Source organism: Flammeovirga sp. MY04, from assembly GCF_001682195.2.
GTDB classification, from domain to species: domain Bacteria; phylum Bacteroidota; class Bacteroidia; order Cytophagales; family Flammeovirgaceae; genus Flammeovirga; species Flammeovirga yaeyamensis.
In genome coordinates this window covers 4,404,604-4,429,837 of sequence record NZ_CP003560.2, presented here as the reverse complement: position 1 = coordinate 4,429,837, position 25,234 = coordinate 4,404,604, and the positions used below count along the sequence as shown (strand labels likewise).

The window sequence follows — 25,234 nt, the reverse complement described above, 5'->3', positions numbered from 1 at the left end:
ATCACCCGAATAAAGCAATTAATGAAAGTAATCGATTTAATATTTTAAGTATCCCCACTTCACAAAGTGATACATCACTATTACAACTAGATATTTGATATCCCCAAAAGTGAAAATGAATATTAAATAAGCCGTAAACATTACTCTTGATCAATGGAATAATTTATCTTTGACGCTTATGGAAACGAAAGAGTTAAAAATTACCACAAACTCCATCGATGATTTGAATAATGCTGCAAAACAAATTCTTGAGTTTGCACAGTGTTCATCGAAAGTTTGGTTATTTCATGGAGAGATGGGAGCGGGGAAAACCACTTTCATAAAAGCAATTTGCGAAGTGTTGGGAGTGATGGATCACGTCAATAGTCCAACATTTGCTTTGGTAAACGAGTACATGACCGATCAGTCAGATACCGTTTATCATTTTGACATGTACAGAATTAAAGATCCTTCAGAAGCATTTGATATCGGATTTGAGGAGTACATCTACAGCGACAATCTTTGTCTGATAGAGTGGCCTTCAAAAGTTGAAAGATTATTACCTGAAGACTGTACAGAAGTAACTATCGTTCCCATTGATGAAACAACAAGGGAAATAAGTATTCGTATCGTTTAATTTTTTAAGACGGAGAAACATGGGCAAGCAACGTGAAGGTTTTGATAAAGCCACAGAAAGTTATTTTCAGTATCACCCACAAGAAGTGATGGAAGGGCCGCTTCATAAAAAAGGAAATCCTTTAAAGATAGGCGTTCCAAAGGAGTTAAATCCCGATGAAAAACGTTGTGCATTACGACCCGGTGCTGTTTCCCTTTTAGTCAACAATGGATGCGAAGTGTATGTGGAGTCCAAAGCCGGACAACATATCAATCATGAAGATCAAGAATATTCTGAGGTTGGAGCAACTATCGTCTACTCTCATAAAGAGGTGATGGAATGTGACTTGGTGATCAAGATTTCTTCTCCAACTGTAGAGGAAGTCAATCACATGAAACAGGGCAGAACTATTATTTCCGCTATTCACCTTCGTGATATCAAAAAAGAGGTACTCGAAGCCCTCAATAATAAAAAAATTACCGCTTTAGGTTTCGAATTGATCGAGGATAAAGTTGGTGGACTTCCTTTAGTGAGAGCAATGAGTGAAATTGCAGGTAGTACTGTAATGCTGATTGCCGCTGAATATTTAAGCAGCTACAACGGAGGAAAAGGAATTATCCTTGGAGGTATTACAGGTGTACCTCCATCTAAAGTAGTGATTCTTGGTGCCGGAACGGTGGCTGAATTTGCCGCTAGAACTGCAATTGGCATGGGTGCCGAGGTCAAAGTATTTGATAATGCTATCTACAAGCTGCGTCGACTCAAAAAAGAACTTAACAACCCTCACCTATTCACTTCTGCTTTCGATAGTACATCAATTGATGAGGCTTTAAGAAGAGCCGATATTGTGATTGGGGCGATTCATACCCACGGTAAGAGAACTCCATCGATCGTTACCGAAGAAATGGTAATGGGCATGAGAGAAAATTCCATCATAATTGATGTGTGTATTGATCAAGGAGGATGTTTCGAAACGTCAGAACCTACCAATCACCGTCATCCTGTATATAAAAAGCATGGAGTGATCCATTATTGTGTTCCTAATATTGCTTCTCGTGTTTCAAGAACGGCTACAGCAGCGATCAGCAATATCTTTACGCCTATATTATTAAAGGTAAGCGACGAATGTAAAGTCGATACGATGATGCGTCGCCACCCTTGGTTTGCGAAAGGGGTGTACACTTACAGAGGAAGTGTAACCAACCAAGCGATCGCCGAGAAATTTGATATGCCTTTGAAGAATCTGGATTTAATTTTAGCTGCGGGGTTTTAAAAAAAGACCCCGAAACTATATTAAAAGTCCATCACTTATTTCTTTGTGATGAAGTGCGAATAATTAAATGACTTTCTAAAACTGCAGTTTCAGAAGCCAACAAACTTTTATCTTTTTCTTCAATATGATTGATCATTTTCTTCGCCGCCAACTTACCTATTTCCATGGCAGGTTGATGAACTGTTGTTATAGGAGGGCTCACTAGTTTCGAAATGGGTTCGTTACTAAAACCAGCGACAATAACATCTTCCGGAATTCTAAAACCTCTTTCTTGCAAGGCTTTTTGAGAACCGATAGCAGCCATATCATTCATACCAAACACAGCATCAAATTCTACATTTTCATCCAACCATTTATTGATGGCCGTATATGCATCATCCACTTCTAATTTTATTTGCTGCAGAATTAATCTACTCTCGGTATTCCATCCCGATTGTTGGAACGCATCGTAAATTCCTTTTACCCTATTTTCATAAATACTTACAGAAGTATCTCCAGTAAGTACTGCTAGCTTATTTATATTTTGAGAGAGGAGATGAAGGGTCAATTCCTTAGAAGTTGCTCTATCGTTGGTAATGACTCTTGTTGTATTGATCTCATCAATATATCTATCGAAGAAAAAGATGGGCACATTTCTATCCATTGCCTTTTGAATATGCTGCACCGTAGTGGTCTTTATTGCAGGCGAGATTAAAATACCATCTACTCTACTGGATAATAATGTATTGATGTTTTTAGCTTCTAACTGTTCTGAATCTTTCGATTGACAAATAATGACATTGTATCCCGCTTTATGCGCCTCTTCTTCTATACCACTAATGGCAGTAGAGAAAAAATGTTTTGTGATATGAGGAACAATAATACCAATGGTATTCGATTTTTGTGTTCTAAGATTAGAAGCCAAAGAGTTGTACTGATAATGCATTTCTTTGGCCTTATCGTGTACTAACTTTTTAGTCTTAGCGGATACTCTAGGGTTGTCGTTCAATGCTCTGGAAACAGTAGAACTATTGATATTCAACGCCTTTGCAATATCATGTATGGTCACCGATTTTTTTAACTCCATGAATACAGGTAGTCTATTTTAAAGTCTAATTGCTTTACAAACATAATCATAAGATGATAATGAAAAATAACTTTCAGTAAAATCTAATGAAGAATATAGGATATCATTAGAAGCCTAATCCTCTATTTGATATCAAATTATTTGTATGAATACTGAATACGAATATGGTAGTTTATATCAAAAAATACAATCGATTGCATTTTTTATTGCATATATTTGGAATTGTAAATCAATTATTTGTAATATTACAACATCAAAATAGCCATATCGATGGCTTTTAATTAAAAATTAAGTGCAATCGATTGTATTTTTATGAAATAAAATTCATTATTAATACATCAAAACTTTGTATTTTGCCCTCATTCAAACCATAAACCATGGTTTTTTTAAACATAAATTGTGCAATCGATTGTATTTTATCAAAAGTATGTAAGATGAAACACGAAAGCAGATATTCAGTTCATCCAGCGGATGCAAAAAAGTATGATACTCAACAATTAAGAGAGCATTTTTTAATCGAGAAGATATTTGAGGAGGAAGAAATTTGTCTGACGTATTCTCATGAGGATAGATACATTACAGGGGGGGCTAAACCCGTTTACAATACATTAGAACTTCAGCCTATTGATCCGTTAAAAGCAGATTATTTCTTAGAAAGAAGAGAATTAGGTATTGTCAATGTGGGTGGAAAAGGTATCGTAATAGCCGATGGAGATACATATACATTGGACTTTAAAGAAGCTTTATACTTAGGTCGAGGTGTTAAGAATGTCACTTTTAAAAGTATCGATTCGTCTGCCCCTGCTGCTTTCTATTTAAACTCTACTCCTGCTCACAAAACGTTCCCTACAAAGAAAGTAACAAGCGAAGAAGCAGAAAGAGTAGAATTAGGTTCTCCAGAAACTTCCAACCATAGAATTATCAATAAGCTGTTAGTTAACTCAGTGGTGGAGACTTGTCAATTACAAATGGGTATGACGGAATTAAAATCGGGTAGTGTTTGGAACACTATGCCTGGTCATGTTCACGACAGAAGAATGGAAGTGTATTTCTATTTTGAGTTACCAGAAAATCAAGCGATTTGTCACTTTATGGGACAGAAAGAGGAATCTAGACACATTTGGATGCACAACCATCAAGCGGTGATTTCTCCGGTATGGTCAATGCACTCTGGGGCAGGTACAAGTAGCTATACTTTCATTTGGGGTATGGCAGGTGAGAACTTGGATTATGATGACATGGACAAGATTGCCATCACAGATTTAAGATAACCAACTAAAAATAATATATCGAATATTATCAAGTATTCTATTAACTGAAGTGAAGAAGGCCACAACAACTTTTCTAAACTAACAAACAAAACTTTGAACAATGGACAGGATATAAGGTTAGTTGTGGCTTCTTTCAATTTATTTCAAACCAATAATTATAACATAGTATGATACAATCATTTAATCTTGAAGGAAAAGTAGCTCTAGTTACGGGAGGAACACACGGGTTAGGAATGGCGATAGCAACAGGTTTAGCAAAGGCCGGTGCACAAATCGTGATTAACGATGTATTTGAAGATAAATTAGCAAATGCTGTAGAAGAATATAAAAGCAACGGCATCGAAGTAAAACCTTACACTTTTGATGTTACCAAAGAAGAACAAGTAAAAGCAGCTATTGCTTCTATAGAACTTGAAGTTGGAGGCATTGATATTTTAGTGAATAACGCTGGTATTATTAAAAGAACTCCGGCACTAGAAATGAATGTTGCAGACTTCAGACAAGTAATTGATATTGACCTGATAGGTCCATTCATTATGTCAAAATATGTGGCTCAAGGCATGGTGAAAAGAGGAAGTGGAAAGATCATCAACATGTGTTCGATGATGAGTGAGTTGGGCAGAAATAGTGTGAGTGCCTATGCTTCTGCAAAAGGTGGGTTAAAAATGTTGACGAGAAACTTGGCGACAGAATGGGCGAAATACAATATTCAGGTGAATGGTATTGGACCAGGTTATTTTGCCACTTCCCAAACAGAACCTATTCGTGTTGACGGACATCCATTTAATGAATTTATTATTAACCGTACTCCTGCAGGAAAATGGGGCGATCCATCTGATTTAGCAGGAGCAGCAGTATTCCTTTCCTCACAAGCATCCGATTTTGTTAACGGACAAGTGATTTATGTGGATGGTGGCATATTAGCGACCATCGGCAAACCTCACGGAGAAGAATAATTTTTTGAATAAAGCAAAAGACTTTCTACCCCATCTCAACTATTGAGAAAGCAACTCAATTATGATAGCCACAGAGGGAGTATGTCTTTAAATAAGATAACTCTCTCTGCTATAACAACACAACACTTACTATTACAATGAATACTGAACAAGAACTAATTGTTGATAGCGAACACAAAGAAGGTTCTGCCAAAACAACAGGAAAATATAGATACCGAATTCTTGCACTACTTTTTATGGCCACAACCATAAACTATATGGACAGGAGTATTATTGGTGTACTAGCTCCAACTTTGGAAAAATTATTCCTTTGGTCTAAATCAGATTATGCTACCATTAATATTGCATTTAAAATTGCTTATGCAGTAGGTATGATTTCAATGGGTGGTATTATCGATAAATTTGGCACTAGAATCGGTTATACACTTTCTATAGCTATTTGGAGTACTTTCGGGATGCTTCATGCTGCATTAAGACCTGCTTTTGGTATTGTAGGATTTATTGCTGCTCGATTTGGTTTAGGTATTGGTGAATCAGGTAACTTCCCTGCCGCCGTAAAAACTGTTGCCGAATGGTTTCCTAAAAAAGACAGAGCGTTTGCTACGGGTATTTTTAATGCAGGTTCGAATGTCGGAGCAATCCTAGCCCCTCTTGTAGTAACGGCCATTGTATTAGAGGATGGTACAAATTGGCAATATGCCTTTTTAGTAACAGGTGCACTAAGTGCTATTTGGGTTTTCTTATGGCTAAACACTTATAAAAAACCAGAAAAGCACCCTAAAGTAAGCTCAGAAGAATTGGAGTACATCCAACAGGATGATGCAACAATGAATGAAGCGGAAAAAGCAGTGAAGAAATTACCATGGAAAAAATTAATTGGTTTTAAACAAACATGGGCTTTCTCTATTGGTAAAATGACAGACGGAGTATGGTATTTCTTCATGTTCTGGTCGGGTATGTTCTTTTCTGATAAGTTCGGGGTTTCTATCAAAGAATTAGGGGCTGCATTAGTGATTGTCTATGTGGTGGCCGACCTTGGAAGTATTGGAGGCGGTTATCTATCACGCTATTTTATTGATAAAGGATGGACACTTAACAAGGCTAGAAAGATATCATTATTAATATGTGCATTGTGTATTTTACCTGTAGTCTTTGCAACAACTACAGAAAATCAATGGTTGGCAGCCTGCCTTATAGCATTAGCTTCTGGAGGACATCAAGCATGGTCTGCTAACCTCTTCTCGGTGGTTTCCGACACTATGCCTAAAGAAGCCACTGCCTCTGTTGTAGGTTTTGGAGGCATGATTGGTGCCATTACAGGTATGACTATCGATTTTATTCTCGGACTTACATTAGACGGTTCCGGATCGGGTGCCTACTTCTGGATGTTCTTGATCGCTGGTTGTTCTTACCTTATAATTTTAGGTATCATTCATTTGATTTTACCTAAATTGGAAATGGCTAAAATCAAATAATTTTTTAATACTATATACCAATTGATTATCTGAAAATGGAAAATAAAAACATCAACTTCTTACTCATCGGAATGCTCTTCTTATTTCAACTTACAGGATGTGAAAAGAAGGAAGAGATCAGTATAACTATCAAAAACTCTTTAAATATTGATCGGTTAGAAACCATTGAATTAGAAGCCTCTGATTTTAAAGAATTAATTGATGTTTATGGTGATGATCAGTTGGTAATCGTCAATAAAAAAACACAGGAATTACTCCTTAATCAGTGGATAGATCTTGATGGTGATGGAAAGAATGATCAATGGATTTTCCAAACGAAAATAGCAGCCAATGCTTCTTTAGAATTTGAGGCTCGCCCTCTTAAAGATGGAGAAACTCAACCAACATCTTCCATCACCACTTATTCTAGATTCGTACCAGAAAGAACCGACGATTATACTTGGGAAAATGACCGTGTAGCTTTCAGAACTTTTGGGCCTGATGCACAACAAAGAACAGAGAATAATCTTAAAGGAGGTACGCTTACAAGTGGAATTGATGCATGGTTGAAAAGAGTGGAATATCCTATCATCAATAAATGGTATAAAAACAATTTAGAGAAACCTGGTGCTTATCATAAAGATTCGGGAGAAGGTTATGATCCCTATCATGTTGGACCAAGTAGAGGCGTTGGAGGAATTGGTTTTTGGGTAAATGATTCTCTGTATACATCAAAGAATTTTTCAGCATATAAAACCATTTCAGAAGGGCCAATTCGTACTGTATTTCAATTGGATTATCAACCTTGGGATGTCGATGGAAAGAGTATTTCAGAAACCAAAATTATCAGTTTGGATTTGGGGAGTAATCTAACCCATTTCAATTCTTCTTTTAAAGTAGTTGACAACAATATTCCAGCTGCAGGCATTGGTTTAACTTTACACAATAAGAAAGGAAAATCATTTATCAATACTCAAAAAGGCGTATTTAGTTACATAGAAGACATTGATAATGAAATGTTAGGAGTAGGTATAGTCATCTCTCCTCAATCCATCAAAAAAGCTTTTGATAATAAAAAAGAGTACAAAGATGGCAGTCACCTTCTTGTGGTTACAAAGGCTGAGAAAACAGTAGAGTATTATGCAGGTTTTGGTTGGGGTAGAAGTAAACAATTCAACTCAGCAGAAGAGTGGAATTCCTACCTAGAGACTTTTGCTAAAAGAATTCAAAATCCCTTAGAAATTGAAATTTATAAATATTAGACTAATGTGAAAGTCAACGAACACTAACAAACACTTCAATTACATGTGATTATTTAATTGTTAATTGGCGATACTATTAAATTTTTTGATGGATTATTGTAATTCATTTTCAAAATCAAAAGCTCAGCAGATTAATTTCTACTGAGCTTTTTTTCAAAAATTTTGATATTCACTTCATTATTGGAAAATCAAATGCAATTTTCCGTTGATAATCGAACTATTAAATAAGACGTTTTGCAATTTTGCTTTCCCTCCTATCAATTTTGCTTTGAGGTTGATATTGGTTTTCGTTGCAAACAATTGATTATAAACTTCTGTCATATCAATTAAAGGGAATAAATCGTGAAGAGTAAATTTTCTTCTGAAATGATAATCGTATGTAATAATAAAATTCGAATTCATTTCAATCACTTCTAGTGTTTCCACATCAAAGGCGATGTGCGGTAACGTTTGGTAATAGTTCTTATAGATTTTCGTTGCTTTTGGGTAGTCAATAGAATTCGTAAGGCTCATAGTTAATGGTGACTTTTTGTTAAAGTAGATAAGTAATAACATTAAACGAAAATAGTCAATTGGTTCATTCGAGTAAATAGTTTATTGAAGATTACTAAAAAAGTAATATAAACTTCTTTGTATTTTCTAATTTATTGAATGGCTTAAGGTCATAATAAAAAACGGCTTCATAGATTTATACATCTACAAAGCCGTCATTTTTTAAAGTAATTACTTAGTATAACTTCTTTTCCATTCTCACAAACAAGATCCCTTTACGAATAAACGAAGTGTCTGTTTGTTTTAATCCTTCTCTTTCATACAATATTGTGGCAGAAGCTCGAGCATTACACCAAAGTAATTTTGCTCCTCTATCTTTTGCTATATCAATTACTTTTTCTAAAAGCATTGCTCCGTATCCCTTTCCTTGTTCTTCTATTAATGTGGCGAATTTTCTGAACTGTACATTCTTGTCTTCGTCCATGAATAAAGAAATCACTGAAGTTAATTGATCACCGACAAATAAACCTAAGTGTTGTCCTTTGTCATCATCAGGGATTTTCACATACGACAAAGGTTCATTAGGCCACATTACTTTATGTCGAATTGCCCAAGTTTGGGCAGCATTTATTTCTTTTATTTCAACATTCATACTTCAAAAAAAGCGACTAAAAAGCCGCTTTACAAATTCTTTAATATTTTTCACAAAATAGTGAATTTAGAAAGCAAATTCTATTCTAAGTACCCAAGGTGAATTGTAATAAGAGGTATCACTATCCCAAGATAAATCATACAACGCAATAATGTTCGCAGCTCCTCTTTCTCCTAGTCTTTGAGAAACACCACCACCAATTAAGAATTGATCTTGCCATTGTCTTTCAGTATATAAAGTATTGCTTCGTGCATCGTAACTTTCTATTCTTTCATAACTAAAGCCATAATATTCTACCTGAGGGAAAATAGTTAATCCATTACTAACATCAATTAAATATCTTGCAAATGGACGAATACCATAATTATGAGTCTCATAGTTAGTACCATAAACAGGGAAGTCTTTTTGTCTGTAATACTCATATACTAATCCCATACCTACATGAAAATTTTCTGTAGCTTTAAAACCAACCATTGGTGATACCAAGATTCTTGTGTAGCGGTTAGAAAATCCTAATCCAAGGCCACCACCAAAAAACATACGATCTCTTAGAGATCCTCCATTATTATTTTGTTGTTTTAAAGCATCTACTTCTTGTTGAGTGGGTTCTTTCAATTGCTTTTGATCTTCCTCTTTCTTTTCTCCAGAGTCGTCTACATAGTTATAGGTCTGAGCAGAAACAGCAATAGAACAAAATAATGCAAAAAATAAAGCAATTGCTTTCATTAAATTTTTCATCTTAGGCGTATATGTTAATTTTATAAGATTCTTGGCTAAACTTGAACAATAACCATGAACTATTATACAAATTAAGAAAAAAATAACAGTATATAAATATAATGATCGATCAATCTAAGGATTATTCTAATGATCCCTCTTACAAGACACTAAAAAGAATTAGCGGTATTATGGATGAGGCTATCAAAATACCTGGAACACGGTTTACTGTGGGTGCAGATGCACTTATTGGATTTGTTCCTGTTGTAGGTGATACGGTCTCTGTAGCCATCTCAGGAATTGCCTTATTTACCGTTGCTAGGAACGGTTTACCCTACCGTTTAATTATGGCAATGGCATTTAATTTATTGATTGATTATTTGATTGGATTAGTACCTGCATTAGGGGATGTTTTGGATATTTTTTATAGAGCAAACCGAAACAATTTGAAACTTATTGAGGGATACTATGAGAAAAATCCTCAGGCGATAAATCAAGTCAATAAAAGTTCAACAGGTTTGATCGTTTTTACCGCTTTCATCTTTTTGATATTGACGGCAATAATTGTAACGATTGGCTACTTTGTGAAAAGTATTATTTGGCAAACGTTTGGTTGGAGCTAAAGATCCAACAAATATTCCACAAGTACATAAACGTTCGTATAAGGTTCTCTTTCATGAAATTTTAGATGAGAGAGAACTCCTCTTTCAAATACTTCTTCCATTTTTCTCGCTCTATTTATAGCCAAAGGTGTGGTCTCTTTTAACTGTTGATAGTTCTTCCCGTTCTTATGATACCTTGGCACATAATTCTGTTGAATATGTTTGATGACATTCCCACATTTTAAAAAGTGTTTGTTGACATCAAGGTCTTCGTAATGAAGCAAGAACCATATTTCAAAACATATATTTGATATGATCACTCGGATATCATTTTCCCCTGCCATCAATATCACTTCTTCGATATGTTTGTGGTAATCTCGATCAAAAACCAACCATATGGTTTCATAAGGATTTCCTTTGGTAAGTGCTCTTTTCTTTTTTATGATGGCTTCTCTCACCAATCCTAATGGAGAATGACTTTTTGGTTGATACACCTCCACATCAACAGCCGTTAAATACCGTTTTTTTGAGGCATCCTGCTTTAAACTATTAAAATAGTTCGGTTCTGTTTTTGCTCCCTCGCAGAGGATCAAAACTCTTTGCCTTAACGCTCTGGTTTTATCTCTTCTCCTATTCCTCATTATCACCTCCTACATTAAAATCGAAATCCAAACCAAACGGATTAATTGCTGGCGTGCCTCCAAATTTCCCGGTTAAATACCATTCCTCCAAAGGCAATTCTTTCTTTAAATTGGGTACATCAGAAACAGAAGATATTTCGGTAATCCCTTCCTCTGATCTCTCTGAAATGAAAACCTGATCAAAACGAAATAAGTCGTTATTTAATAAAGAAGCATCATGAGTAGAGAAAATAAGTTGTGCCCTTTTTGGATTCGTTCTAGGATTATGAAACAGCTTGATCAATGCTCTTGTCAAGTGAGGATGCATACTCTGATCCAACTCATCTATAGCTAATGTGTCCCCTGCTTCTAATACTCTTAAAATTAACCCTCCTAAAGCCACTAGTTTTCTTGTGCCTATGGATTCCTCTTTTAAATCAAATAATATGGGTTGATCGTCTTCTGAATCTTCAGAATGATGGATTGTTTTGATTTGAAACCTTCTCCGGCCTTCAAATAGTCCCATCATTTCCGAATCTTCCTGAACAACATCAATTCCTTTGATACCAGTATCGGCATTATTGACCAATTGTGTTAAATTATTGAGAAATCGTCCTGTTTCGTCGTTATTAATATGCTTGGCGATACCTTGCAAGAGAGCATCATCGTACACTGATTTATATAAGATATAGGCTCTTAAATGACTTTTAAAAAAGCCCCAAGGAGCTTCTAATTGTTGTAAACCTAATTGGGCACCTTTAGCCAATAGTAACTGATAGGGCATCACATGACGGGCAATCGACTGCTTATCCCCTTTCATTTTTTTACCAAAAACGACAGGCATATTTTCAGTTCTCTCAAACAATTTGACCCTTCTTTGTTTTGGATAGGAATACAATGCTTCTCTTGTGATACTTTCGGCATCCCTAGATAGTTCATATTCGTATTGAACGCCGTCTAAGGCGATAAATCGGATATAAAATTCTGTGGGCAGTTCTCTTGATAATCGATCTAATCTGAAAGGAACATAGGCTTTTGCTCCTTCTCCAATGGCACTATCATGACCTTCCTGAACCATCACAGATAGTGCTTCTAACGCTCTTAATAAATTACTTTTTCCTGATGCATTTGCCCCAAAAACAACTGCTGAAGCTAATGTTTCTGTCTGTGGGTAATTTTTATGCATCAGCAACCTGTTCTCACATGTGTGTTTTCTTACTCTTGAGGAAGGTAATAGCGATAGTACTTGTTCGTTTTTGATTGACCTAAAGTTGGTCACAGAAAATTCGATTAACATATGTCTCTAGGGTTGTTGATATGCTTCATCGAATATACAAAAAATAAAGGGGATTGTTGCCTTTAGGAATACCCATGATTAAAATCATGGGATAGAAAAATATCGATTTTTTAAAGACTAAAGTCTTAAAAAAATTGTGTTACAACCTTATTTTGGTAACACTTTAGTGTGATCAAAATCAATATAAAAAAACCCACGATTTCAATCGTGGGTTAGTTATATCTTGATGAACTACATGATGTTTTACAACATCATATAATAAATTCCTTATACCAATTCTCCTAATAAAGTACCACCCGTACAATCGTGAACTTTCACCATTGCATAAGTGCCAATTTGAGCATCTCCTTTAGGGAAAACGATCACCTTATTGGCTGAGTTTCTACCTTGGAAATGTTCGTTCGAACGTTTAGAATAACCTTCGATCAATACTTTTTGCGTCTGCCCAACATTCAGTGCATTACGCTCTGCAGCGTGCTGACGTTGTAATGTTACGACTTCTTGAAGACGACGTTTTTTCACTTCCAATGGAATATCGTCTTCTAGTTTTTTCTCTGCTAAAGTACCCGGACGTTCCGAATAGAAGAACATGTAACTGAAATCGAATTTTACATATTCCATTAACGATAAAGTATCTTGGTGTTCTTCTTCTGTTTCAGAACAGAAACCTGTAATCATATCAGAAGAGACACCACATTCGTCGCCGAATATTTCTCTAATTTTATCGATTCTATTGATGTACCATTCTCTTGTATAGGTACGGTTCATCAAATCCAATACTCTTGTGTTACCCGACTGTACCGGAAGGTGAATAAACTTACAGATGTTTTCATACTTCTTCATTGTATAAAGTACCTCATCTGTAATATCCTTAGGGTGAGATGTCGAGAAACGAACACGTAGATCTGGAGAAACTTGTGCAACCATTTCTAATAGGTTGGCAAAGTTCACTACCTCTTCTATTTCGTCGGTTTTCTCTTTCTTCTCTAATCGAGCTTTATTATTTTCTTCGTCCGACCATTTGTAAGAATCAACATTCTGACCTAACAGTGTTACTTCTTTATATCCTTGATCGAACAATTCTTGTGCTTCTTTTACAATAGAATGCGGATCTCTAGAACGTTCTCTACCTCTAGTAAATGGCACAACACAGAAAGTACACATGTTGTCGCAACCTCTCATTATGGAGATCATTGCAGTAATACCATTCGAGTTTAGACGTACTGGAGCAATATCAGCGTATGTTTCGTCTCTCGACAAGAATACGTTGACACCTTTATCGCCTTCATCTACATCGCCCACTAATTTTGGAAGGTCACGGTAAGAATCGGGTCCAGCCACGATATCTACCATTTTCTCTTCTTCTAAAAGCTGTGTTTTCAAACGTTCGGCCATACAACCAAGAACACCGATAATCATACCCGGCTTTCTTTTCTTGATTTTATTAAAAACCGTCAGTCTTTTTCTTACCGTTTGTTCTGCTTTTTCACGAATAGAACACGTATTTAAGAAAACAAGATCTGCTTCCTCTACATCCTTTGTGGTACCAAAGTTATTTTCTTGCATTACTGAAGCCACAATCTCCGAATCAGAGAAGTTCATTTGACAACCGTAACTCTCGATGTAAAGTTTACGCTGACCTTCTTTGGCCGTATCTTCTGTGACTTTTACTTCACAAGAAACCGCTTTTTGATCAATATCATCTCCTACAAGATTGATATCCTTAATTAAATCGCTCATTACTTTAGGAATTTAAGACAGAAGGTTGAGGATTTTCAGTCCTCCTATTTCTGAGCTTAATGATTCATTATTTGTTAAACGAGGACAATTCTTTTGATGCGTTCCGAATCGACATCAAATACTCGCCCTGCCAATAAGTGTTTGACTTGCAAAAGTAATACATCAAATAATAATCGGCAATAATGTTTAGAATTGATTGGTTTTCAAGCGTCTATCAAATAACTACTTCAGCAAGTTTGCCTCATTTATTATAGGTCTAAAATTCACCCAATTAAGGGGTATATTTGTCAATAAATGCGAATTGATGTAACCTTTTGATATGTACATACAATAAATTAGTTAACATTGATTAACGAGGTTGATAATATAGTGTAAATTGAACAATTTGTGTATGCTTAACTATGATTTAAATAAATCGATCAAAGTCAATTATTATGAACCTCGAATTGACTTAAACTACTGAATTTAAACTTTACTAATCACTTGACTTCTATAAATAGAAACATATTATTATTGTGTGCGGTTATACTTCCAAATTTACTTCACGCACAATTACATAGGATGAACCTTCATGCATGGCCTACACATCATGCCCCAAAAGTGGATGGTGTTTTGGATGATGAGGTGTGGAAGGATCCTTTAAATATGACGAATCTGACGGCTAGTTTAAATGGACATTACTTAAACGATGACGAGTCTGAAAAATATTACTATGAAGGTCATTTTACTCAAAACTGGCCGAATAACAACGAAAAATCGTCTCAAAAAACAAGAGTGCAAGTTGCTTATGATGACTATGCTATTTACATCATGGCACAAATGTATGATACATCCCCTGACTCTATCCGAACCAATTTAGGTGGACGTGATTCTGGATCGGGTGCTGCAGATTCTTTTATTGTTTCTTTTGATACTTATAACAAACAACAAGACTGTTTTGAGTTTGAAGTGACTGCCTCAGGAGTACAATCTGATAGAATTCGTGGTACCTCTGGTTGGGACGGCAACTGGAACGAAGTATGGTCTTCTGCAGTTCAGAAAAATGAAGAGGGTTGGGCATGTGAAATTGCCATTCCTTATAGAGCATTGAGAATGCCTAATGCTAAAGAACAAGTTTGGGGTATCAACTTTGGACGTGTCATTCGCAGATATAACGAAACTTCTTTTTGGAATAATGTTGATGCTGAAAAACAAGGTTATGTAAATCAGTTTGGGTCTTTAAGAGGATTATACGATATCAAACCTCCTTTACGTTTAACGTTATCTCCTTATATAAGTAATGTTGTAGTTGGTAAGCAAGGTTCTTCTAAAGTAGCCAATACATTTTCTGGTGGAGCCGATCTTAAATTGGGTTTGGGACAAAGCTTTACCTTAGACGTAAGTTTAGTACCTGATTTTTCTCAAGTACAAGCGGACAACGAGGTACTTAACCTTTCAGCGTTTGAAGTGAGGTTTGGTGAATTCCGTAACTTCTTTACTCAAGGTACTACAATATTCAACCGCTGGAATCAGTTTTATTCTAGGAGAATTGGACAAAATCACATTGCTCCATCTGATGATCTCCTGAGAGAAAACGAAGAGTACAGATATAAACCTACAGATGCACCTTTGATCAATTCTATCAAATTAACTGGTAGAACTGAAAAAGGCCTTGGGGTTGGTATTCTTAATTCAGTTACCAATTCTACTTTTGGTATTATAGAAGATACATTATCGGGTACAACAAGAACTGTTGATGCCGATCCTGTCACCAACTTTAATATTCTGGCTATCGATCAGAACCTTCCTAATAACTCAACTATTGGTATTATCAATACAAACGTTTATAGAGGTGAAGGATACAAAAATTCCAATGTCACAACGGCTCATACGAATTTATACGATAGAAATAATCGTTTTCAATTTAGAGCTATGGGTGCTTTAAGTCAGGAATTCTTTGCTGATGAAGTGAATGAACAAGGTGTTACTACAGAAAATGCACATACAGTGTTAGGACATCGATTTGATATCGCACATGCTAAAGTTTCTGGTAATTGGAGATATTGGCTATCTACAAATGTGGAATCAGATACATACAATCCGAATGACTTAGGCTTTAATGGATCGAACAATGCCATGAACTTCCGTGCAAATACCCAATGGAATCAGTTTAAAGCAAGAGGCATTTATCAAAGATTTTGGGGTAGAATTGGTTACGACGAAGATTATTTATACAACCCTCAAGTTTTTACAAAAAGACGTGTTTGGGTGGATGGTGATATGCTTTTCAAGAACTTTTGGAGTGTTTATGCTAACGCCTCAATTACTCCAGGTATGAGTTACGATTACTTTGATCCTAGGGAAGAAGGGTACCGTTTTAAACGTTATCAATCTCATGATGCCGGCGTGACAGTAAGTTCAAACGGTAGTAAAAAATATTCTATCAGTATTAGAGCCTCTGTATGGCAAAGACCAGAGTTTAATCAGCTTGATGATTATTACAGATATGGACAAACATATAGAGTAAATGATAAACTCGATCTGAATCATCAAATTTCTTGGAATAAGCAAAGAAATGAAAAAGGGTATGCCACTACATTAAAAGATGAAAACGATGATGTAGAATCTGTTATTTATGGCGACCGTGAAGTAAAGACTTTAGAAAATAATTTCTGGACTTCTTACATCTTCAACCCTAAAATGTTCTTGACTTTCAGATTGAGACATTACTGGAGAAGAGTAAATTATAACCACTTCTACGACTTATCGAAAGAAGGAGATTTATTCCCAACCGAATACGATGACATCAATGAGGATGGAGAAAAAGAACACGATGCCAACTATAACAACTTTAATGTTGAACTTACTTATAGCTGGGAGTTCTTGCCAGGTAGTTTTGTTACTGCTATGTGGAGAAATCAGTTAGGACATAATACTCACAACTCTCATTATAATTTCAGAGAGAACATCGATGAACTTTGGAGAGAACCTCAAGTAAATACTTTATCTGTAAGACTAATGTATTTCTTGGATTACCAACAGGTGAAGAAGGGATTAAAGAGAATGTAATTTTATCGCGTAAAATTATATACACAACAGCCTCAGATTTCTCTGAGGCTGTTTTTTTATATCAAATACTTAGTACACAATTAAAAAGAAATTCCTTGCGTTAAAAAACATGCAAAATAAATCATATTTGGTGTAATATCGTACAAAATATCCCCTCACGGCATCATAATGATAAGTGTGTATATATCATTTCACTAGTTTTGATCCATATCAATTATTACTCAACAAAGGAAATGATGAATTACTCATTTAATGATTTAAGCAATAAAGTTACCGTTATCACAGGTGGAGCTGGCGTTATAGGTAAAAGTATTTGTACTGCTTTGGCCGCGTGTAAAGCCAAATTAGCTATTGTGGATTTGAACCTTGATAATGCAAAAGCACTAGCAGATCAACTTCAAGAAGAACATGGTATTGAAGCTATCGGAGTCGCTGCCAATGTATTGAATAAAGAGAGTTTGAATACAGCTAAAAAAGAGATTAATGAAGCTCTTGGTTCCATCGATATCTTGATCAATGGAGCTGGCGGCAATCACCCAAAAGCTACTACTCAAGTAGAGCAAATGGTTTCTGATGAATTGGAGGGATCTTTCTTCGATCTCGATACAGAAGGGTTTGATTTTGTATTTGACCTTAACTTTAAAGGTACTTTACTCCCAACAATGGTTTTCAGTAAAGACATGATTGGCAAAGAAAACAAAGGGGTTATTCTTAATATCTCTTCAATGAATGCCTTTAAGCCATTAACAAAAATTCCTGCTTATTCTGCAGCGAAAGCATCTATCAATAATTTCACGGAATGGTTGGCTACTCATTTGGCCCCTCAAAATGTAAGGGTAAATAGTTTAGCTCCTGGATTCTTTATTACAGATCAGAATAGATTTTTGGTGACTAAAGAAGATGGATCATTTACAGAAAGAGGGCAGAAAATAATGAACGGTACACCTATGGGGAAATTTGGAGAGCCAGACGATATTCAGGGTACGGTACTTTATTTATGTTCAGATATTTCATCGTTCGTAACGGGTATTTGTATCCCTGTCGATGGTGGTTATAATTGTTTCAGTGGAGTTTAAAGAATTAGTATATGCAAGGATTAGAACAAACTTGGAGATGGTATGGTCCCAACGATCCGGTAAGTCTTTCGGACATCAAACAGTCTGGTGCTACTGGTATTGTTACTGCTTTACATCATATACCTAACGGTGAAGTATGGACTGTAGAAGAAATCAATAAAAGGAAATCTGAAGTAGAAGCTTACGGATTAACTTGGTCAGTTGTAGAAAGTGTACCTGTTCATGAGGACATCAAAAAAAACAACAGGGAACTATCAACTTTATATTGATTACTACAAACAAAGCATTCAAAATTTAGCTGAATGTGGTATCGATACCGTCTGCTACAACTTTATGCCTGTATTGGATTGGACGAGAACCAACCTTTCTTATAAAGTAGAAGATGGATCGGAAGCGCTTCGTTTTGATGTGGCTGAATTTGCAGCTTTCGAGATCTTCCTTCTGAAAAGACCTAATGCTGAAAAAGATTATCCGGAAACGATAGTTATCAAAGCAAAAGAAGCTTTTGATAACATGACGGAAGATAAGAAAACAGAATTAGTTCAAAATATTATTGCCGGTCTGCCAGGTGCGGAGGAAGGTTATACACTAGAGCAATTCCAAAATGTATTGGATGAGTATAAGAATATTAGTGCCGATACGTTAAGAGAAAATCTAAAAAGTTTTTTAAATGAGATTGTTACTGTTGCCGAGAATGCAGGAGTAGCATTGGCAATTCACCCCGACGACCCTCCATATCCAATCTTAGGTCTTCCAAGAGTAGTAAGCACAGAAGCTGATGTAGAATGGTTGATGAATGCCGTACCGTCTAGGTTCAATGGTATCACCTTCTGTTCTGGAAGTTATGGAGTAAGAGGTGATAATAACTTAGAAAGTATTGCCAGCCGATTTGCAGATCGCATTCATTTTGTTCATTTGAGAGCAACAAAAAGAGACCGCGAAGGGAACTTCTATGAAGCCAATCATTTAGAAGGTGACGTGGACATGTATGCCTTGCTCATGATCCTTATGAAAGAGAAACATAGAAGAGTTTCTGCCAATTATATAGCTCCAAGAATGCCTGTTCGCCCTGATCATGGTCACAAAATGCTGGACGATCTACACAAGAAAACCAACCCTGGATACTCTGGAATTGGTCGTCTTAGAGGTTTAGCAGAATTGAGAGGTATTATGTATGCTATCACTTCGGCTACAAAAAAATAATATAAATGGAAGGTAGTAAGTCCATAGGAATTAAAGAAATCGCAACTATGGCCAAAGTTTCTGTTGGTACGGTTGACAGAGTGCTTCACAATAGAGGAAGAGTGTCTGAAGCCACAAAGGAAAAAATTGAAAGGTTACTTTCTGAACATGGTTATAGATATAAAAAATCCATTTTACACACTTACGCTATTGGTATTTTACTCCCCTCTCCCTCTATTAATCCCTATTGGGCCTTACCACTTAAAGGACTGTTAGATCAAGCCAAAGAATTTAAAGGAAGCTTGATTAAAGTGGAAGAATTTCTTTTTGATTATAACAGTCCTAGTGATTACCTCGCTAAAAGTGAAGAATTAGTTTCCAAAGACATCGATGGCATCATTATCCATCCACTCTTTAGACAGGAGACATATCAGATAATTAGAAAAGTTAGAGAACGAAATATACCTTTTGCGTTTTTGGACGTCAATATTCCAGAATTAGAACCTACCTTTTTTGTTTGTCAAGACGCCAAAAATTGTGGTGGTCTAGCGGGGAGGTTAATAAGTTTGGGAATCCATCAGGATGATCAGATATGGATTATCAATTTATCATCACAGAATGATCATTCTACTACTTACTTAAGAGAAATTGGTGCAATAAATACGCTAAAAACATATATCTCAAGCCCTCAGCAGATACATGTTTTAGATATTGATCCGAATATAAATAACGAAGAAATGCTTACTATTTTTAAAAGCAACATCGATAAACACAAAACACCTTCGAGAATTTATGTGACCAATTCGAAAATTAGTAGAATTTATAATGTGTTTCAGAAACTGAAGATTGAAGATAGAGTGATCATGATTGGCCATGATCCTCTTGAAGAAAATATCGACCTTCTGAATAACGACAAAATTGATTTCTTGATTACACAAGACAGTAAAAAACAAGGAGCATTGGTCTTAAAAAGACTTCATGATTACCTTGTTTATAAAAAGCTTGATCAAAAAGAAACACATATTTGTTCGAATGTCTATTCCAAAGAGAATATCAATACGTTAAGCGACTTTTAGAATTAAAAAACTTCCACTTTTAGCATAGTAATTACCTTCCCAAACCTAAAATCCAAGATTTAACCATAAATACACATTCTTATGTTTATTCACGATGATTTTCTTTTAGAAAGTACTACTGCATCGAAGCTCTATCATGAATTCGCTAAAGAGCAACCTATTATCGATTACCACAGTCATTTATCTCCAAAAGATATTGCCGAAAACCGTCAGTTCGATAATATCGGAGCCGCTTGGTTGGAAGGTGAACATTATAAATGGCGTGCAATGAGAGCTGCTGGCGTTCAAGAAAAATACATTACAGGCAATGCCGATAATAAAGAGAAGTTTCTTCAATGGGCGGAAACCGTACCAAAAACGCTAAGAAATCCTTTATTTCATTGGACTCACCTGGAGTTAAAAAGATATTTTGATATTGACGATTACTTGAATAAAGATTCTGCTGAAACTATTTATCAAGCAACGTCTGAACTACTTAAAAACAATCCCAATTTTTCTACTAACGGCTTACTTAAAACTATGAAGGTTAAGATTGTTTGTACTACAGATGATCCAATTGATTCACTTCAATACCACAAAATAAACAACTTAAACAATCACGATATCAAGATCTATCCGACGTGGCGACCTGATCAAGCAATTTATATTGAGAAAGGAGAAGCCTTTGTAGATTATATTTATCGATTGGGTAAATCGGCTGATATTAAAATCAATACTTTTGATGATTTAAAAGAAGCTTTACTCAAAAGAATGGATCATTTTGAGGAACACGGATGTGTGATTTCTGATCACGGGTTTAAATCACTTCCTTTAGGAAAAATTAATGAGCGATTGGCCGATAATGTTCTTAAAAGAGCATTGAATGGGAATACACTTTCTGATGCAGATTTTGCCGACTATCAGTCTACTTTAATGGATTTTCTTGGTAAAGAGTATGCGCAACGAAATTGGGTGATGCAACTACACCTAGGTGTGATCCGAAATAATTCCAAAAGACAATTCCTCGCTTTAGGTGCTGACACAGGTTTTGATTCTATCAGTGATGCCTCACAAGCCGATGGTATTGCCCAACTATTTAGCACTCTCGATGAAAACGATGAACTACCTAAAACGATAGTTTACAATCTTAACCCTGCCGACAATTATATGATTGCCACTATGGTGGGTAACTTTCAAGATGGCAGTATTTCTGGCAAAATTCAGATGGGTTCTAGATGGTGGTTCTTGGATCAAAAAGAAGGGATGGAAATGCAAATGAACTCCTTATCCAATCTAGGTTTATTATCTCAATTTGTAGGTATGTTAACGGATTCTAGAAGCTTTTTTATCCTTCCCTAGACATGAGTATTTCAGAAGAACACTTTGCAATTTATTAGGGAATGAAATGGAAAAGGGATTACTACCTAACGATCTAAATTGGATTGGAGGTATGGTGAAAGATATTTGTTATGGCAACATCAAAAACTTTGCTTTCATGGATAAAGTCTCCACTCTTGAGGTATAGATTTAATACTATTCATTTCCAGATTAGTTGAAAAAATCTAAGAATAGATACACAGAAGACTCGTTTATATTTGCACTTTATTTCGTTATTTAAGTTTAATCAGAAATTTTAACTTGCCTTATTCATCAATTTGATGAGGAAATAAAAATTATTCAATATTTTAGGGCATTAATTTACACTTAATGATAAGTGGTCTAATTAATTACTACACAATAGAGCAGTTTATGGAACAACTTAAGATGCTCTGATCAGCATTATCTGTCTCTAATTAACGAAGGAAAATGAATATAAGCGGAACGATGAACGAGTCTTCTACCATATCACTTAGCGTGTGCAAGAGATCCAAGAAATTACTATCCCTTTTGGGTGAGGATCTCCACGAAAAAGAAGATGTATTGTCATTAGCATTATTAAGTGCTATTGCCGGGGAAAGTATTTTCATGCTAGGCCCTCCAGGTGTTGGAAAAAGTATGATCGCCCGCCGTCTAAAATATGCTTTTAAAGGTGGAGATTCGTTTGAGTATTTGATGAACCGTTTCAGTACCCCTGATGAAATCTTCGGTCCTATTTCCATATCAAAATTAAGTAAAGAGGATAAATACGAACGTCTTACAGACAATTATCTTCCTGGTTCTTCGGTTGTTTTCCTTGATGAAATCTGGAAAGCGGGTCCATCCATTCAAAATGCACTTCTTACCGTTCTCAATGAGAAAGTATTTAGAAATGGTGAACAAGAAATCGAAGTAAAAGTTCACGCTCTTTTATCGGCATCCAATGAACTTCCTGCTAAAGGAGAGGGTTTAGAGGCTATATGGGACCGTTTCTTAGTACGTGTTTATGTTGATAGAATCATCGACGAACAAAAATTTTTCGATATGATTACTTCTTCTAAACTGAAATTACCGGTAGTAAGAGAAGAATTAAAATTCGACGAAAAGGAAGTTGATTCTTGGAGTCCGATCATTGATTCTTTAAAAGTACCTACCGAAGTATTAAGTGTTATTTCTATCATCAGAAAGTACATAGAAAGATACAATCAATCAACAGGACCTGAGCCGGAAAATAACATCTATGTTTCCGACCGTCGTTGGCATAAGATTGTCCGATTGCTTCGTACATCAGCATTTATGAATGGCCGTCAGAGAGTCGATTTATCTGATTGTTTCTTAATTGCCAATTGTATTTGGCATACACCTAATCAAATCGATATGGTGAGACAATGGGTTACTCGTGCCGTTCAAAAATACGGTTGGAGCGCGAAATACAGCATGGAAACAGTAAAATCTCAATTAGAGACTTTCGAAAGAGATGTGGAAAGCAAAACAAAGGAGGAAAAAGAACTTTATGTTGAGGCTCCTACTATTGTAGATGGTGAATACTACCTTATCGAAGGATTCAGCAGCATGAACAATCGTATTCTTGCCGATGACTTTGAAATGATGGGTAGAGGTACCAACGAGTTGATGCTTTACACTTCTACAGGACGTAACGAAGCCTTTACAGTTGGTAGAATTTCTGATACCGAAATCGAAGTCCGTATCGGTCACGATTATCATAAATATAAATTGAAGTCTGCAAAAGAACATAAGATTGGTCGAGTAGCCATGAATGTTTCTGATGATGTAAAAAATCAATTAAATAAAGAAGCAGACCTTCTATTAAATTATCTCGATAAGATCTCACACGAAATCGAAGATGTGAGAGTAAGTAGAGAAGAAGGGGTAGGTAAAAATATCTTCCTTTCTGAAAACTGGCGTTCACTTATCGACGAATCATTAAATGACCTTTGGAAGCAGGTGTTGAACTACAAGCTGACAACGGAAAAACTAAAACGTAGCTATGGAGGTTAAATCTTCCTTTGATCGTATTGAAAAATTCAAAATGTTCTCTGCCTTGGGTGAAACCGAGGACAGAGAAGTTTTGGCTAAATACTTAACAGAAATTGCTAGAGGACATGAGCCTGAAATGCTCAACTCTACTTTTTCTGATATGGCTTTGGGGTACAAACACATTATTGATGATGTACTTGAGACTCCCGGCCTCAATGAGTCTTTACAAAGACATGCTTCTTTGAGAGAATATGTAGTGAAGGAATTGGTCAATCATATCGAGGCCATTGCCGAAACAACCAACGAACCTCCTCAGATAGATAAGCAACGAAAGAAGTTAAGCCTTCCTTTTGGTATGCGTTCTGGTAAAGCCAATGGCGATAAAGGACGTAAAGGACAAAGCATGGTTTCTAAAATGGTGGAAACGATGCGTAAAATCTTGGGTGGTAAAACACAAAAGAAGCAAGACGACCTTATCAAAAAACTATCTGATAATGCCGCTAAATTCGATAAATCCCAAAATATGATTAGTCAGTTGATGGATCATCTTGGGTTGGGTTTCGAAAAAGCAAAAGGACGTTGGCAGTCTACTGGATTCGAAGTTTTAACACAGTACGAACGTCTTTTAGAAGACGAAGAAATGCTGAAAGAATTGGTCGATCTTTTAGGCCGCTATGCTAGTGCCGAACTGGAAGAGGAAAGAGAGCAACTGGAAGAAATTGCTATTCGACCATACAGAAAAACAGTAACGCATGGTAAAGAATCGCTTACAGGTATTCATGAAAGCAACGATTTATCTCAAATTCTCCCATCAGAAGCCGCTTTTCTAGGGAAGGAAGAAACGGAAATCATTTTCTATAAAAAATTCATCGAACGTAAACTTCAAACTTTCGAACTGAAAGCTGAAGAACAGCAAAAAAAGAACAATGATGAGGGAAAAGAGACCGTAAAATCGACGACAAAAGAAGATGTTGCTGGCCCTGTGGTTCTTTGTATTGATACAAGTGCATCGATGTTAGGAAAGCCGGAACAGATTGCCAAAACGCTTTGTTTTGCCATTATGAAAATGGCTTTAGAAAGTAAACGTAAGTGTATCTTATTTTCTTTTGGTGCCACTGAAGAAGAAATCGAAAAAATTGATTTAAGTAATCTTCATGAAGGTTTAGAGCCATTAATTAAATTCTTATCAATGTCGTTTAGAGCAGGAACTAACGCAGGTCCTGCCCTATCAGCTGCCATAGAAGCAATGCAATCCGACGACTACAGTAATGCTGATTTGGTACTCATTACGGATGGTAAGATTCCTCCTTTTGAAACCTCTTTACTTCATAAACAACGTAAAGCACAATCAAAAGGATCTCGATTTTTTAGCGTAACATTTGGACCAGAAAATCCTCCAGAATTAAAATCGTTTGATTTAGTTTGGAAGTACCGAGCAAGTAATAAAAACAGCTTGGCAGAGTTTGCTAAAAAGTTGAAGGAACTCAAAAGAGTAAAAAAGGATATATAAAAAGAAAGGACG

General features: G+C 35.9%; 21 protein-coding genes and 1 pseudogene. 15 read left to right on the top strand and 7 right to left on the bottom strand.

The features are described from left to right. Nucleotides 1–178 precede the first annotated feature (178 nt). The gene (gene tsaE, locus MY04_RS17610) at nucleotides 179–616 is read left to right on the top strand and encodes a tRNA (adenosine(37)-N6)-threonylcarbamoyltransferase complex ATPase subunit type 1 TsaE (RefSeq protein WP_066211842.1); all 438 of its coding nucleotides are present in this window, start codon (nucleotides 179–181) and stop codon (nucleotides 614–616) included. 19 nt (nucleotides 617–635) lie between these two features. Next, nucleotides 636–1,868 carry an alanine dehydrogenase gene (locus tag MY04_RS17605; RefSeq protein ID WP_066211840.1) on the top strand — a complete coding sequence of 411 codons (1,233 nt, stop codon included), beginning with the start codon at nucleotides 636–638 and terminating at the stop codon, nucleotides 1,866–1,868. 31 nt (nucleotides 1,869–1,899) lie between these two features. Here the strand turns inward: MY04_RS17605 and MY04_RS17600 are convergent, their stop codons facing one another. Beyond that, nucleotides 1,900–2,934: a LacI family DNA-binding transcriptional regulator gene (locus tag MY04_RS17600; protein WP_066211838.1), complete on the bottom strand. Its 1,035-nt coding sequence runs from the start codon at nucleotides 2,932–2,934 to the stop codon at nucleotides 1,900–1,902. 434 nt (nucleotides 2,935–3,368) lie between these two features. Between MY04_RS17600 and kduI the strand changes: the two genes are divergently transcribed. From kduI to MY04_RS17580, 4 genes are all read left to right on the top strand, one after another. Further along, the gene (gene kduI / locus MY04_RS17595; RefSeq protein ID WP_066211836.1) at nucleotides 3,369–4,205 is read left to right on the top strand and encodes a 5-dehydro-4-deoxy-D-glucuronate isomerase; all 837 of its coding nucleotides are present in this window, start codon (nucleotides 3,369–3,371) and stop codon (nucleotides 4,203–4,205) included. Nucleotides 4,206–4,372: 167 nt separating this feature from the next. Continuing rightward, a complete protein-coding gene (locus MY04_RS17590; protein ID WP_066211834.1) occupies nucleotides 4,373–5,161 on the top strand; it encodes a gluconate 5-dehydrogenase in 789 nt (262 codons plus the stop codon). Nucleotides 5,162–5,298: 137 nt separating this feature from the next. Further along, nucleotides 5,299–6,636 carry an MFS transporter gene (locus MY04_RS17585; RefSeq protein ID WP_066211833.1) on the top strand — a complete coding sequence of 446 codons (1,338 nt, stop codon included), beginning with the start codon at nucleotides 5,299–5,301 and terminating at the stop codon, nucleotides 6,634–6,636. Nucleotides 6,637–6,671: 35 nt separating this feature from the next. Further along, entirely contained in the window at nucleotides 6,672–7,877 is a 1,206-nt protein-coding gene (locus MY04_RS17580; protein ID WP_066211831.1) for a DUF4861 domain-containing protein, read from the top strand. A gap of 177 nt (nucleotides 7,878–8,054) precedes the next feature. On the opposite strand, the gene MY04_RS17575 is transcribed toward MY04_RS17580, so the two are convergent. The 3 genes from MY04_RS17575 to MY04_RS17565 all read right to left on the bottom strand — a co-directional run bounded on the left by MY04_RS17575 (nucleotide 8,055) and on the right by MY04_RS17565 (nucleotide 9,759). Next, on the bottom strand, nucleotides 8,055–8,390 hold the full coding sequence (locus MY04_RS17575) for a hypothetical protein (protein WP_158297751.1): 336 nt from the start codon (nucleotides 8,388–8,390) through the stop codon (nucleotides 8,055–8,057). A 214-nt stretch (nucleotides 8,391–8,604) separates the two neighbouring features. Beyond that, nucleotides 8,605–9,021, bottom strand: a complete 417-nt coding sequence (locus MY04_RS17570; protein WP_066211827.1) for a GNAT family N-acetyltransferase — start codon at nucleotides 9,019–9,021, stop codon at nucleotides 8,605–8,607. Nucleotides 9,022–9,087: 66 nt separating this feature from the next. Beyond that, complete coding sequence (locus MY04_RS17565; RefSeq protein ID WP_066211825.1) at nucleotides 9,088–9,759, bottom strand: hypothetical protein; 672 nt, start codon at nucleotides 9,757–9,759, stop codon at nucleotides 9,088–9,090. Nucleotides 9,760–9,860: 101 nt separating this feature from the next. Here MY04_RS17565 and MY04_RS17560 point away from each other — a divergent pair, with 101 nt between their 5' ends. Beyond that, nucleotides 9,861–10,361: a DUF4112 domain-containing protein gene (locus MY04_RS17560; RefSeq protein WP_066211824.1), complete on the top strand. Its 501-nt coding sequence runs from the start codon at nucleotides 9,861–9,863 to the stop codon at nucleotides 10,359–10,361. On the opposite strand, the gene MY04_RS17555 is transcribed toward MY04_RS17560, so the two are convergent. From MY04_RS17555 to miaB, 3 genes are all read right to left on the bottom strand, one after another. Further along, nucleotides 10,358–10,981, bottom strand: coding sequence for an RloB family protein (locus tag MY04_RS17555; protein ID WP_066211822.1), 624 nt, complete (start codon nucleotides 10,979–10,981; stop codon nucleotides 10,358–10,360). The genes MY04_RS17560 and MY04_RS17555 overlap by 4 nt on opposite strands. Then, entirely contained in the window at nucleotides 10,971–12,257 is a 1,287-nt protein-coding gene (locus MY04_RS17550; protein ID WP_084005946.1) for an AAA family ATPase, read from the bottom strand. The genes MY04_RS17555 and MY04_RS17550 overlap by 11 nt, the downstream gene beginning before the upstream one ends. A gap of 267 nt (nucleotides 12,258–12,524) precedes the next feature. After that, nucleotides 12,525–13,997 carry a tRNA (N6-isopentenyl adenosine(37)-C2)-methylthiotransferase MiaB gene (miaB, locus tag MY04_RS17545; RefSeq protein WP_066211818.1) on the bottom strand — a complete coding sequence of 491 codons (1,473 nt, stop codon included), beginning with the start codon at nucleotides 13,995–13,997 and terminating at the stop codon, nucleotides 12,525–12,527. A gap of 483 nt (nucleotides 13,998–14,480) precedes the next feature. On the opposite strand from miaB, the gene MY04_RS17540 reads away from it, so the two are divergent. From MY04_RS17540 to MY04_RS17510, 8 genes and pseudogenes are all read left to right on the top strand, one after another. Continuing rightward, nucleotides 14,481–17,045 carry a DUF5916 domain-containing protein gene (locus MY04_RS17540; RefSeq protein ID WP_169055541.1) on the top strand — a complete coding sequence of 855 codons (2,565 nt, stop codon included), beginning with the start codon at nucleotides 14,481–14,483 and terminating at the stop codon, nucleotides 17,043–17,045. 233 nt (nucleotides 17,046–17,278) lie between these two features. Then, nucleotides 17,279–18,121, top strand: coding sequence for an SDR family oxidoreductase (locus MY04_RS17535; protein ID WP_236941081.1), 843 nt, complete (start codon nucleotides 17,279–17,281; stop codon nucleotides 18,119–18,121). An 11-nt stretch (nucleotides 18,122–18,132) separates the two neighbouring features. Next, nucleotides 18,133–19,324, top strand: a pseudogene (gene uxuA, locus MY04_RS17530) (mannonate dehydratase). A 5-nt stretch (nucleotides 19,325–19,329) separates the two neighbouring features. Then, nucleotides 19,330–20,379, top strand: a complete 1,050-nt coding sequence (locus MY04_RS17525) for a LacI family DNA-binding transcriptional regulator (RefSeq protein ID WP_066211814.1) — start codon at nucleotides 19,330–19,332, stop codon at nucleotides 20,377–20,379. An 81-nt stretch (nucleotides 20,380–20,460) separates the two neighbouring features. Beyond that, the gene (uxaC, locus tag MY04_RS17520) at nucleotides 20,461–21,717 is read left to right on the top strand and encodes a glucuronate isomerase (protein WP_336234576.1); all 1,257 of its coding nucleotides are present in this window, start codon (nucleotides 20,461–20,463) and stop codon (nucleotides 21,715–21,717) included. Between the two features lie 46 nt (nucleotides 21,718–21,763). Then, nucleotides 21,764–21,883, top strand: a complete 120-nt coding sequence (locus MY04_RS28335; protein ID WP_442899782.1) for a hypothetical protein — start codon at nucleotides 21,764–21,766, stop codon at nucleotides 21,881–21,883. A 281-nt stretch (nucleotides 21,884–22,164) separates the two neighbouring features. Continuing rightward, nucleotides 22,165–23,733, top strand: coding sequence for an AAA family ATPase (locus MY04_RS17515; protein WP_084005945.1), 1,569 nt, complete (start codon nucleotides 22,165–22,167; stop codon nucleotides 23,731–23,733). Further along, on the top strand, nucleotides 23,723–25,222 hold the full coding sequence (locus MY04_RS17510; RefSeq protein WP_066211811.1) for a VWA domain-containing protein: 1,500 nt from the start codon (nucleotides 23,723–23,725) through the stop codon (nucleotides 25,220–25,222). Before MY04_RS17515 ends, MY04_RS17510 begins: the two co-directional genes overlap by 11 nt. Nucleotides 25,223–25,234 lie beyond the last annotated feature (12 nt).